This window comes from Fructilactobacillus hinvesii (assembly GCF_024029435.1).
Classification (GTDB): domain Bacteria; phylum Bacillota; class Bacilli; order Lactobacillales; family Lactobacillaceae; genus Fructilactobacillus; species Fructilactobacillus hinvesii.
This window is the reverse complement of the sequence record NZ_CP097118.1, coordinates 316,243-328,649: the sequence shown is the minus strand read 5'-3', so window position 1 is coordinate 328,649 and position 12,407 is coordinate 316,243. Positions and strand designations below refer to the sequence as shown.

The following is a 12,407-nucleotide window of genomic DNA, read 5'->3' as shown; positions in this document are numbered from 1 at the left end:
TCAGCTGTTTTGTTAATTTCCACAACTTAGTAACTAAATTTCTTAAAAGTTACATCATGAGAAACAATCTCATCAAAAAATATAAGAAGATTAACAATAAATGCATCCTTTTAGCAAACGAGGAATAAATTAAACTAATCCCTCATCTACATTCATAAAACGAATCTTATAACCGGTTGCCAAAGAAATCATTTAGCTTTGCTACAGCCGTATCAGTTGCTTCTGGTTGATCATAAAGGTCGTAGTGACTTACACCTGGCAAGACAACTAATTCTTTATCATCAGCAGCAGCCTTATCATAATATTCGTAACCAAACCGGTAAGAACCAAAGGCTCCCGGAACGTCTCCAACAATAATTTCTAATGGTTGCGTAGCTAATTTTTCTGCCAAAATTGCTGGATCAAAATTAATCATCATAGAAACGCTACTGTAAACATACTGATTAGGTGCAAATTCATCATGACCACGAGGAGTAAGGTAGTAATCAATGGCTTGTTTAATGTCAATATCATTAATTCCAGCTTTTTCCCGTTCTTCTTGGCTAGCTGGTAAAGCAGGAATATATTTAATTGGTTCACCTTGAGCTTCAGCAGTTCGTTGCTTAGCCATGTCCTCTAAGCTTTTAATCAAAGCTTGATCATTTTGACCAAAGGTTTCCCGGTAAATCGTTCCCACATCAGCAGGACAAATGCCGGCCACTGCTTTAATCCGCTTATCAAATTTAGCGGCATTCAAGGTGTAACCACCACCACCGCAAATTCCCATAGCTCCAATTCGTTCTGGATCTACATATGAGAGCGTGTCTAAGAAATCAATCGCAGCCATCACACCAATGGTTCGAGCGTAAGGAATTTCAGAGTTATGTGGTTCTCCTTCGCTGCGGCCTTGGTAAGGAGAATCGTAAGCGAGTGCTAACCAACCCCTTTGGGCTAATTTAGTAGCGTAAATTTTTCCAGAAGTTTGGTTAAAATCACTCGTCGTTGGGTGATTTACGACAATGGCTGGATGCTTTTGACTTTCATCAAAATTTTCGGGGAAAAATAAGCGGCCTTGGATTTCTAATCCACCAAGATCACGGGCTTTAAAACTAACGTCTTTTGTTGTAATCATAATTTCAATCTCCTTTTCTTGTTTATACTAATATTTTACACTAATGTGTAATATAATTGTGACCCAATTAGAACACTAATGTGTATAATTTTACATATCTAATTTTTTGGTCATTAGTAGATCCAGAGATAACTAATAAACTTTCATTAGGAGCTGATAATTACTAACCTTCGCTTGGACTTTTAAAGACCGTTAGAAGAACCATAACTAATCGTTACTAAAAGCACCTCATTACCACATTTATTGGTGGCATTATCAATTTTTATTTCATTAAATTCTTAAAATTATTCAAGAATTCAAACAATTTGATTATCATGCAGGTGGAATACTACATTCAGTGGACCACCATTGCTTTGACCCTTTACCAATTTTTGACCAGATCGAAGTCTAATTTAAATGTATTCGCCAAAGCTGGGATCTAGACTGAAAATTTAAATATTAATACCCTAAACCTTTTAGTGCTCCCTCTATCACTGGTAAGCTGGATTTTAATTGCGATGATTAAGATCTATCTAACGGACCCCAGACACTAGTTAATCAGTAATAGAAGAAATAATTATCGTGAAAATAATAGTTATATTTCTTTGAATTAAGCATTAACCAAAATCACCACAAATTATAATTATAACAACAAAGACAAAAATGTTATCGTCGTTGCTGAAAGGTATGATAAACACCATTTGATGAACTGGGGTTGCCACGAATAATCAATTTGTTTTAGATTTTGGAATTTTTCATAACCTTACTGATACAATACTCCTGATTCCATTGAATCCTTCAAAAATCTAGCTAAAGAAAAATTAAGTAGTGATGAAAGAAAGCATATTTATATGAAAAATAACCTAGAGGTAGAACCAGTTTTCGTTAGAATGAAAGCTGATTTTGGTGTGCGTCGAATCCACTTACGTGGGCGAAAAGCTGTTGAAAATGATTTGCAGACTCCTCCTAACGAGTCTAAATCTACGAAAATGTTTAAACTAATGACCAAAATAACCTCTCAGGGTAAGTATAAACACACACAAACTAGTTTCCCCCAACCACTTGTTATTTATTATTTTTGTAATTATAAACAATTGCTGTCAGTGGTGAAAAGACCAATACGGTCAACACTCCTGCTCCTAGAACGATCCACGCATCACAGGGCCAAAAACCATCATTAAGAATGGTCCGTGAAGCGCTAATTACGTATGAAACAGGATTTATTTGGACTAAAAATTGCATGAAGCGTGGTAGTGTTTGAACAGGAACAAAGGCATTGGAAAGAAAAATTAAGATCAACATTGTCATCAATGAGATACTTTCGACCATGGTTGCACTTTTGGCAATTAAGCCGTATAGCGCAAAAATCCAACTAAGTGCCCACCCAAGGAAAACATCCAGCATGATCACTACAATTAACCACCCAAATCCGGAATGGGGTCTCCACCCCATTAAATATCCCGTTACTATCGCAGCAAGGGCCGCTAATAACAATCGAAAAATATCTGCTAATAATTGCCCTGCTAATGGTGCTAGTGGGGAAATTGGAAGTGATTTGAAACGCGTATAAATCCCCGTATTCATGTCATCACTAATTTGGGTCCCTGATCCTGATGCTGCGGAAAGTAACGCTTGCATCAAAATTCCTGGAACAATGATTGGCAGGTAGTCGTGAACATTCCCTGCAATTGCTCCCCCAAATAGATACCCAAACAGCACCATAAATAATACTGGTTGAACAACAACGTCTAACAAAGAATCGGGATTGTGAAAAGTTTTCAATAGATTTCTGTAAGTCATCGTAATAACATTCGAAACAAGTTTAGTTTCCTGCTTTTGCATTAAATTCATTGGAGTCCCTCCTAGTTTTTTCCAAATGTCAACGCAAAAAAGACATCATCTAATGACGGATATTGAACGTCAATTTTGGTAACTTCCAGTTGCTTGGCTGCTAATCGATTTAAAATTTTAGTAACGTCAGCTACGTTTTCTAACGCAATCGTAATGGTTTGCTTGGTTGATGATTTACCCACACTAACCGTGGACTCAAGCAACTGCTTGGCTTCCGCTGCTTGCGTCTGCTTTTTAAACGTTAGCACCAATTTTAGTCCCCCGACTTGCTCTTTGAGCTTGTCCGGTGTTCCTAACGCCACCAATTTCCCGTGATCGATGAGTGCCACCTGATTAGCCAATTGATCTGCTTCCTCTAGGTATTGAGTGGTTAAGAGAATGGTCGAGCCGGCATTAACTAAAGTGCGAATGGTTGCCCACATTTGTGCCCTGGTACGAGGGTCTAATCCTGTAGTCGGTTCGTCTAAAAAAATTAACTGCGGACGGTCAATTAAACTGATTGCCAAGTCTAATCTTCTTCTCATTCCTCCAGAAAAATTGTTCAGCGTTTTCTTTGCAGAATCAACTAGGTCAAACTCGTTAAGTAACTCATTCGTTCTAACCTTAGCTGCACTCCGAGAAAGTCCGTTTAACCGGCTAAAAATCATTAAATTTTCATAAGCCGAAAGATCTTCGTCTAAAGACGTTGACTGGCTAGTTAATCCAAACAACGATCTAACTTTCATAGCATTAGTTTCTACATCATATCCAAATATTTTAATCGAACCCTTCGTTGGCTTTAAAATGGTCGTTAACATTTTTATGGTGGTAGTTTTCCCAGCTCCATTGGGACCTAATAAGGCAAAGATTTCTCCCCGATGAATATTAAAAGAAATTTGATCTACGACTTTGTGACCTTTAAAGGACTTGGTTAGTTTCTCAACTGTTACTGCATTTTCATTTTCCATTAGATAATCCTTCTTTATGTTTTTTCGTCTGGGCCCCTGACAAATAAAAATGATAAGGGGTCCTGATGAAAAAGTCAACTAATTAATCTAGGCCCCTGATGATTTTGTTGGAATAGCATCACTGCTATAATTAACAAAGCACAACTAGGAGGAGAGATTAACTTGGATAAACTAATCAAAAAACAACAACTAGCAGCCAAATTATTTGAATTTACGGTTCTCCAGGATTTAGATAACGAACAATCTGAACGCCATTTACCGGCCTTTAAGGGCCAAAATAAAATTTTAGTGGCACTAAGTGAAGAAGAAAATATTTCCCAAAAAGACCTGGCTGATCGGCTTGGAATTAGCGTACAATCAGTTGCTGAATTTGTGGCTAAACTACTAAAAAAGGGCTATATTACCAAGAAAAAATCTCCCCAGGATGGAAGGATTCAGCTAGTTAAATTAACTGACAAGGGCCGAAAGGAAGCCGAAAAAAGCCGATTTTACATCCCCCCTTATCTCGACGATTTAAGTGAGTCTGAACAAGCGCAATTGTTAAAAATTATCGATAAACTGAATCTTAGCATTAAAAATAATTTACGTGTTAGTGGGATTAAGAACATTGGGACTAAACTACGACTGAATAATTTAGATAAGAAAATAAAATAGTTATCTCTGAACAAACGTCCAACTCTAATGAGTTAGTTCTGTCTAGCAATTATTTTTTATTACCATAGTCAATTTAGAAATGCCCATTTTTCTAATGTCATCTATTTTTTCATGTTTGGATTATGTTTTGCAGCTATCCTTTACTGCCTGATTATGCTCTTCTTTTTGCAAAAACTATACAATCGACAGAAAGAATTAGATGCTGAACAAGAAATGGAAAAAGACAGTGGTAGTAATAATTAAGCTGACGATTGTTATTTTTAATTTGAATCCTCTTTAAAAACAACTAATTCGGATAATATCATCCAACCTATTTCTTTCATTTGAGAGGTCCTCTATTATTAAGATAGAAACTAAAGGCAGGGAGAACAACATGATAATTAGCCTCATTATTTTAATCGGATTATTACTAGCGATTGGATTTATCGCCGGTCGGTCACAAGATAAATTTTTATTTTTAAAATCTGGTTTTTACTTTTTTTTGATGGAAATTACATCCAGTATCGCATTATTGCTTTCCGTCAGTGGGGTTTATTTTCTCATGGTAAAACTACTTCACTATGACATTCGGATTCTGACCTTTTGTCTGGCTGCCACGTTTATCGGTGGCATTATCAATTTTTATTTCATTAAATTCTTAAAGTTATTCAAGAATTCAAACAGTTTGATTGTCATGCAGGTGGAGTACTACATTCAGTGGACCACCATCGCATTGACCCTTTATCAATTTTTGACCGGTTCAAAGTCTAATTTAAATGTATTCGCCAAGGCTGGGATCTCGGCTGAAAATTTAAACATTAATACCCTGAACCTTTTAGTGCTCCCTCTTCTACTGGTAAGCTGGATTTCAATTGCGATGATCAAGATTTATCTAACGGATCGCGGTCACTAGTTAATCAGTAAAAATCACTATCCATCATAATAACAAAGATAAAAATGTTATCTTCGTTACTGAAAAATATAATAAACACCATTTGATGAACTCTGTTTGCCACGCATCACTCTCTTCTTTAGTTGCTAAACTATGGTAAGATGCTTTTAGCATTAAATCCAAAGGAGACTCGAATGAAGAAAAAAGGCCTAGTCGTAATTCCGCTGGCACTAACATTGTTAATCAGTTTAACCGCCTGTGAAAATACTCAAAGTAAAGCAACTAACTCCCAAACAAAGACTGAACACCAACAAACCAATAAAAAGAAAAGTAACGAAAAGAAAAAAAACCAGACGTCAACTAAAGACAATCAGGACAATTCTGCGAACGTTACGAACCAGAATAATCAAAATCAAACCACTGATGCTGCCACTACAACTCAAAATGATGATACCAACAATGCCACTACAAGTAACCAAGCCAATGGTAATAACTCTGCTACTAATCAGGATAGTGACACTAACAATGATTCCAATCAAAATCCATCTCAAGATTCACAGCAACAAAACGGAACTGGAACCGTCATTAACACATCAGAAGCAGCCGTTAATGTCCTCAAAAATGCCTTTGGCAATAATCCTGATTATATGTACGATGTCATGTCGACTGATAACGGCGTATACGAAATCAAGATGTCATCCAAATTACTTCGTTCTCAAGGTGGTAGCGGAACAATCGGTCTTTATAACGTTATGCCAGACGGTAGTTATTCTTTAAAGTAACCATTTAATTTCTGAAAATAACAAAAGGACTCTCTTCATTACGAAAAGAGTCCTTTTTAATTATTAGAAGCATCAATCTCAAATGATTGTAGCGAAATCTTCTTAGTTGCAGCCATCACATCCGACAACGTAAGCACAACTTACCAAAACTGTACTTAGTTAATAATTATCAAAGAAATTAGCTAATTAAAATCTATTAACCAAAAATCCTCTTATCAAATTTGTAAATATCAATTTAAAATGATTTATTGTATTAATTCAATTTAAAATAAAATGTTACGATTAATTGTGTTTGGCTTTTCATTAAGTTGCATAAACAGCACCCGATTCTTTTACATCTGAAGGAGGTGTTGCTTATGCAAAAACATTTTTGTTATAGCCCGCTTTCAAGGATGATACTAAATTGAGACGGGATGAATGAATGCCTAAATTTTTACATTCTCTCAACGAATTAGGTGTTACTCGAAGAGTTATCGACCTAATCTGTTTTATCTTAGCTTTGGGCTTCGCCCATTTAGGTGAAACAGTTGAGAAATGGCTTATTGTGGCTTTCTTAGTAATTGAAATCATTGATTTCGTTACTAAACTTATGAAATAACAAAAAACCGTTTTGCTATGGCAGGCAACAAACGGTTTGGCTTGAAAAATTAAGCTGAATCTGGTGCTGCTAAGTTACTTGATAGTTGCAAGCATTAGCCAACACTAGAGAGAAGTAGGATTGCACTCCTACTTCTTTTTAGTTTAGAGAATTATTTATAAAAATACTAAAACGTATCTTTATATCTAATCTCAGTTTATATAATAACTTATTATCGGTTATTTGACCACCAAAAGATCAGTTACTAAAGTTCTAATCCTTTTTTCTGTTTAAAGTAATCATAAAAACATAGCATCATAACTAATTTTTAAGCTGGAATGATTGTAGAGAAATCTTCTTAGTTGCAGCCATCACATCTGGCCATTTACGTAATAGCTTAACAAAATTATGCACGTCCGCAATTGTTTTCTGTAGATATTCATCTTTGTGCTGGGCAACATGGTGTGCCACTTCCTGATAATTTTCATGTGGAATCGACGCGTAGACCGCAACAAATTTAGCAAACGTATTCTCTAAATCATTTTGCAAATCGTCAGTTTCCAATGCCTCTTCATAATCATCAGCTAATTGGGTCGCCATCTCTTTAAAATCATCAGATAAGGCCTTGCCCTGCAGAGCACGTTTGGTAACGGTTGTCATCAACCGCGACAGTAATTTTGAATCACCGTATAAAATGTGATTAATCCGCTCATATCGGTCTTCATTGTACTTATGAACCACGCGATCGTTATGATACAACATTTTCCAATCAGATTTTCCCAAGGCATTGTGATATAAGTAGTCCGTCCCTGAAGTTACGGTGGCAGGAGAAACCGGGACACTTAAAAAGATGTCTTTGAGGGCAAAGTTCCCGGCATCAATGTAATTTGCCTTACTTTCGGAAAAAGTTAATCTTCCGTTAAAAAATTCTTTCGAACCAGCTACATATTTATTTTTAATATAGTCGTCTAGTTGAGCGGTTGTATAATTGGGTTTCGATAATGAAAATAATTTTCGCAGAGTTTCCTGGTCATCTTCTACATCTGAATAATCAATTCCCCAGGCGCCCACGTAACTACTCCCGACCAGTTTTACCTTATCATCCAGCGCAAAACCTGCTAATTCAGCTAACAATGGCGTTACGGAATGATCCCTTTGCAAGTAAACATCCGAATCTCTCCGGTGGACATACCGTGTTCCTAGTAGATTAGCAATGATTGAAATCTTATTTACCATCTTACCGTAGGAAAATTCTTCACCCACGATTAGATCAACAGCAGCTGGATTTACTGTCTTTTGTAACAGCTGGTCAAAATAATCCGCCTTGACGTGATAGGGATTAATCGAAGCATCAGCAACAGCTGCAATTAAGTGCTGATGATTAATGGAGAAATCGTGTTCATTCCCGGAATCAAGGACCACCAAAACCAGTTGATCTGGACTTAATTTACCCTGCGCAAATGTAATTTTAATTTAATCAATCAGGCTCGTGACGCTAGCACCAGCTTCACGATTGGTGGGGATTATATAAAGATGTTTTTCTGCAGCCATCGGGTTTCTCCTCTTCAGTATTTAAGTTTTACATATTTTATCATTTTTATTAATTTTAAGGGAGATTAAATAAAGTAAAGACATAATAAAAAGGAGTAGTCACTAATTAGACTTACTCCTTTAGTAAAAAACCTATTATATTTTAATTTTGACGCTTACTTACATATTTAGAGGCATAAACAAAAATGACTGAAAAAAGTCCAGCGGCTAATGCTCCTAAAATTCTTGGAGTCCAAATACTATAGTTAACTAGTATATTTTTTGAAATAGCAAAAATAAAATTACCAAACCCGACTGCTAAAAGTAGCATAATTAAATAACTAAAATTAATTTTTCTCAATTAAGAACATACTTTATTAAATCAGATTAACAATTGTTATAATTAAACACAACAACAATTAGTAAGTATGATTATCATTTAAAATAATCCTCACGCAACAACGAATACATCGCTTCATCACAGATACCCGAGCTATTCATTCCTCGTTGTCGTAAGGTTCCTTCGTAAGTCAATCCACATTTCTTAATGACCTTGCCAGAGTTCACGTTTCTACAATCATGAACAATCTCAATTCGATTAACATCACTATGATGAAATAAATAGTCAATCACTAACTTTAAAGCTTCAGGAGTATAGCCGTTCCCCCACCAATCATACCCAATGCAAAAACCAAGCTCCATCAACTTAATATTTGGATCTTGATTTACGACGGAAATGGTTCCAATTAATTCATCATTTTCTTTTAAGACAATGCCCCAATCATAGTAATCCGGCTGCTGATACAACGATTTCTTAATTTTCAAACTCTTTTTCGTAATTTCAATGGATTCGTGCGCTGGCCACGTTAGGTATTTAGTGACCCGTGGATCACTCGCCCAATTATGAAACATCATAGATACATCATTTGCTTGTAGTGGTCTTAAAATTAAACGCTCAGAAGTTAATTTTTGGGTTCCTGGCACTTTAATCCCTCCCTGATTTCATGATTGAAACAACCATAAATCAAAAAACAAAATAAAGCGACCGTGACCACTAATTTGTAACCAAAGTTGAAGCAGCATGCTTGGACAATATTATGCGAGACTGTGATTACTTCTTAAAAGATTAATTTAATTTTTTCTTTTAGTTTATCTAAGTTTTATAATAAACGTTCTCAATCATTTTTCTGATGCAAAAGCCAATTGTAATGTAATTAATATTCATAATTTATAAAATATTGTATAAATGAATCTAAAAAATAATGGCCTACCTAATCAGGTGGTGCTCTAGATTTAAACATTAATCTGAAACTTTTGTAACGCAATCAACTTGGTTACATCCAAACATTTTCACAACAATGCTACAAAGTTTTGCACGTCACAGATAATTTTAGCTAAATATTTATCTTTGTATTTCGCTATATGTGTGAGCTACTTAATAATTTTTATGTGGAATAGTACTGAATAAATTACTTAATCACCAACACTAAAAAATTAACTATTAATTATATCTCCTTTAAAATAATGACGAGCAATAGTTTAGCTTTATAGTGTTATATTAGTTGCTAAAATAAAAACACCTTCGATTTAGTGAATTAAATTAATAATACCTATCGAAGATGTTTTTATTTATTTTACTGTCAACATGCTTTTAATCGTTATTTAACAGCATATAAAGTTTTACCACTATAAGAAACATATTGTAACCAGCTATATCCACCGGAGTGAATAATATTATTATAATTAACTGTATCTCCAGCTTGAAATTGACCTACAATCTCAGAACTAGTATTAGGCGCCGTCCGAATGTTTGTCGTTTGATTAAAAACATAAGTCCCAGAATTGGAGGAACTAATATTACCATTCAATGAGGCAACATATAAAGTTCTTCCACTATATGAAATATATCTTAACCACGTATATCCATTAACATTTAATTTACCGTTATATATAACGCTTTCACCAGCTGTATATTGACCAACAATCGTCGAACTAAGACTGGGGGAAGTCCGAATATTAGTTGTTTGCTTGAATGTGTAAGTTCCAGATGCAGGAGTTACATCATTACTATGTTGTGGGATATTATTATTTCCCGTATAACGATAAATGGTGGCTTCAGGATTATCGTTATAGTTCCAAATATTATCATAGTTATTAATGGTAATACCATTATAGCCATAGTTGCAGTGAATAATGTTGTCATTATCATCATAGAAAATTCCTGTATGTCCAAATGCTCCTGTAGAGGCACCACGGACTCCCCAGATAAAAATATCTCCTCTTAGGGGATGAACCCTTCCATCTTGGCTTTTAGAAACGATAGACCACCCATTTCTTTCTAAGGCTCCGAATTCAGAATCAGTATTGCCATTAGATCCCACAGGTAGGAAACCTCCTGCGACTAAAGCATGATAAACCGCACTAGAACAGTCATAAGAGTTAGGACCATTTCTATAAGTCATACTATAGGTAACTTTTCCTAATCGCTCTTTCATCCAATTAATCATTTTATCAATAGCCTTATTTTTATAAATAGTTTGTGAAGAATAATTATCTGATGAATTATCTAAAAATAAAGCTTTTTCAGCGGATCGTCTCCGTACTAAACCAGGAATAACCTTCCCATTTCCATGACAATAATATTGAAATTCATTAGCAGCAGCATTAAAATTTCCTTCATTTACATACTTTAATAAATCACTACTATATAGTGTTCCGGCACCTAGGTTATAAGTAAATGATACTAATGCATCAAATTGATTTTGAGTAATTTTTCTAGTAACCGCATTATTAACAGCACTTTCATAGGTAACTAAATCCGCTTTTAGAATCAGTATTGCTTGATCCTCAGTAATAGTTTCTCCTGGATAAACAGGATATGTTCCCGCAGAAGCAGTATTGTTTGTATGACCATATCCAATTGTAAGTACACCACCTAAGTCATAGTATGCATGTAATCTTAATCCTTCAATTTCTTTAATTAAATTAATTCCTTTAATCCCTGTTTTCATTATTTTTCCTCCGCTGTTTTAATTTACCTTTTTTACTTTTTTGTGTGTGCTTTATAATTTTTAAAATCAAATTAATAAATTTTAATAAGTTCATGTAATCACTCCTTTTGATTTAATTAATTAGTACTAATTAAGCTATATAATCTATAATTACGTTGCTTATTGTAGATGAATAGTCTACAATGGTGACAAATAAAAAGCCAACACGTCTGTTGGAGTTATTTGTTCTCCGTAATCAATTAGATTACAAGGAACACTATATATACTCATTTTCTAAATGTCAACCAATAAATAGAAAAATATTCTATACAACTGAAGGGAAAGTGCTGTAAATGTCGATCTATCAACGGATTAAGGAATTAGCCAAAAACAAAAATATTTCCATTCGCGAATTAGAACATCAACTTGGTTTTCCTAATGGAACCTTACAGAAGTGGGTTGATAACGCTAATTCTCAAAAATTAAAGAAAGTAGCCAATTACTTTAACGTTTCCACTGATTATCTCTTGGGGAACGGAGAACGACCTACCGCTGATTTAGACGATTTAGAAACCATTATGATGTTTGGAGGAAAACCAGTTCCAGAAGAAGATAAACAAACAGTTCTGGAAATTTTAAGGAGGCTCAGAGATGCAAGAAATCATAAATAGCCTGTTTAACTACGCGTTAAATCATGATATTGGGGTGGTTTACACCGATAAGTTGATGCCAGAAACAAAGTCATTCGCTGACATTCCCACACGATCGATTGTGATTAATGCAAATGAGCCTAATCAGCGGCAATTACCCCTCATTATTGCCCATGAAATTAGTCATGTAGTTCAATGCGATACGAATGACGCTCAGTTAAACTTTTCAACGGTACTTAAACCGCATTATGAGCAAAAAGCTAACATTGGAGCCATTGACTTATTAATCCCATTTTATGTAGAAGATAAAGAACTGGATCAAATTAACGTGGACGAGTTTATGCAGCTATTTGCAATTCCCAGTTCTTTACGAGATATTTGTATTACAGAAATGAAAAATAAATTCCAGTGATCCTTTTATGTAATAAATTATATAATATTCTAGTTATATTAAAATTTTATTGT

13 protein-coding genes are annotated in these 12,407 nt (G+C 34.9%); 6 read left to right on the top strand and 7 right to left on the bottom strand.

All coding sequences use genetic code 11. The annotated features are described in order from the left end of the window. Positions 1 to 166 precede the first annotated feature (166 nt). The gene (locus tag M3M39_RS01545; protein WP_252797478.1) at positions 167 to 1,111 is read right to left on the bottom strand and encodes an alpha/beta hydrolase; all 945 of its coding nucleotides are present in this window, start codon (positions 1,109 to 1,111) and stop codon (positions 167 to 169) included. 767 nt (positions 1,112 to 1,878) lie between these two features. Between M3M39_RS01545 and M3M39_RS01540 the strand changes: the two genes are divergently transcribed. Next, the gene (locus tag M3M39_RS01540) at positions 1,879 to 2,271 is read left to right on the top strand and encodes a transposase (protein ID WP_274705493.1); all 393 of its coding nucleotides are present in this window, start codon (positions 1,879 to 1,881) and stop codon (positions 2,269 to 2,271) included. On the opposite strand, the gene M3M39_RS01535 is transcribed toward M3M39_RS01540, so the two are convergent. Both M3M39_RS01535 and M3M39_RS01530 read right to left on the bottom strand, forming a co-directional pair. Further along, positions 2,156 to 2,932, bottom strand: a complete 777-nt coding sequence (locus M3M39_RS01535; RefSeq protein WP_252797933.1) for an ABC transporter permease — start codon at positions 2,930 to 2,932, stop codon at positions 2,156 to 2,158. The genes M3M39_RS01540 and M3M39_RS01535 overlap by 116 nt on opposite strands. 20 nt (positions 2,933 to 2,952) lie before the next feature. Next, positions 2,953 to 3,888: an ATP-binding cassette domain-containing protein gene (locus M3M39_RS01530; RefSeq protein ID WP_252797476.1), complete on the bottom strand. Its 936-nt coding sequence runs from the start codon at positions 3,886 to 3,888 to the stop codon at positions 2,953 to 2,955. A 162-nt stretch (positions 3,889 to 4,050) separates the two neighbouring features. Here M3M39_RS01530 and M3M39_RS01525 point away from each other — a divergent pair, with 162 nt between their 5' ends. The 3 genes from M3M39_RS01525 to M3M39_RS01515 all read left to right on the top strand — a co-directional run bounded on the left by M3M39_RS01525 (position 4,051) and on the right by M3M39_RS01515 (position 6,195). Beyond that, positions 4,051 to 4,542 (top strand): MarR family winged helix-turn-helix transcriptional regulator, encoded by a 492-nt coding sequence (locus M3M39_RS01525; protein ID WP_252797475.1) that lies wholly within the window; start codon positions 4,051 to 4,053, stop codon positions 4,540 to 4,542. A gap of 373 nt (positions 4,543 to 4,915) precedes the next feature. Continuing rightward, complete coding sequence (locus tag M3M39_RS01520; RefSeq protein WP_252797474.1) at positions 4,916 to 5,434, top strand: SA1002 family membrane protein; 519 nt, start codon at positions 4,916 to 4,918, stop codon at positions 5,432 to 5,434. A 173-nt stretch (positions 5,435 to 5,607) separates the two neighbouring features. Further along, positions 5,608 to 6,195: a hypothetical protein gene (locus M3M39_RS01515; RefSeq protein WP_252797473.1), complete on the top strand. Its 588-nt coding sequence runs from the start codon at positions 5,608 to 5,610 to the stop codon at positions 6,193 to 6,195. Positions 6,196 to 7,093: 898 nt separating this feature from the next. Here the strand turns inward: M3M39_RS01515 and M3M39_RS01510 are convergent. The 4 genes from M3M39_RS01510 to M3M39_RS01495 form a co-directional block, all read right to left on the bottom strand. Continuing rightward, entirely contained in the window at positions 7,094 to 8,194 is a 1,101-nt protein-coding gene (locus tag M3M39_RS01510; RefSeq protein ID WP_252797472.1) for a DUF6271 family protein, read from the bottom strand. Between the two features lie 271 nt (positions 8,195 to 8,465). Continuing rightward, positions 8,466 to 8,633 carry a hypothetical protein gene (locus M3M39_RS01505; RefSeq protein WP_252797471.1) on the bottom strand — a complete coding sequence of 56 codons (168 nt, stop codon included), beginning with the start codon at positions 8,631 to 8,633 and terminating at the stop codon, positions 8,466 to 8,468. Between the two features lie 104 nt (positions 8,634 to 8,737). Next, on the bottom strand, positions 8,738 to 9,286 hold the full coding sequence (locus M3M39_RS01500) for a GNAT family N-acetyltransferase (RefSeq protein ID WP_252797470.1): 549 nt from the start codon (positions 9,284 to 9,286) through the stop codon (positions 8,738 to 8,740). A gap of 674 nt (positions 9,287 to 9,960) precedes the next feature. After that, a complete protein-coding gene (locus tag M3M39_RS01495) occupies positions 9,961 to 11,313 on the bottom strand; it encodes a peptidoglycan amidohydrolase family protein (RefSeq protein ID WP_252797469.1) in 1,353 nt (450 codons plus the stop codon). Positions 11,314 to 11,645: 332 nt separating this feature from the next. Between M3M39_RS01495 and M3M39_RS01490 the strand changes: the two genes are divergently transcribed. Both M3M39_RS01490 and M3M39_RS01485 read left to right on the top strand, forming a co-directional pair. Next, complete coding sequence (locus tag M3M39_RS01490) at positions 11,646 to 11,963, top strand: helix-turn-helix domain-containing protein (RefSeq protein ID WP_252797468.1); 318 nt, start codon at positions 11,646 to 11,648, stop codon at positions 11,961 to 11,963. Beyond that, positions 11,944 to 12,354 (top strand): ImmA/IrrE family metallo-endopeptidase, encoded by a 411-nt coding sequence (locus M3M39_RS01485; protein ID WP_252797467.1) that lies wholly within the window; start codon positions 11,944 to 11,946, stop codon positions 12,352 to 12,354. Before M3M39_RS01490 ends, M3M39_RS01485 begins: the two co-directional genes overlap by 20 nt. The last annotated feature ends 53 nt before the right edge of the window (positions 12,355 to 12,407 follow it).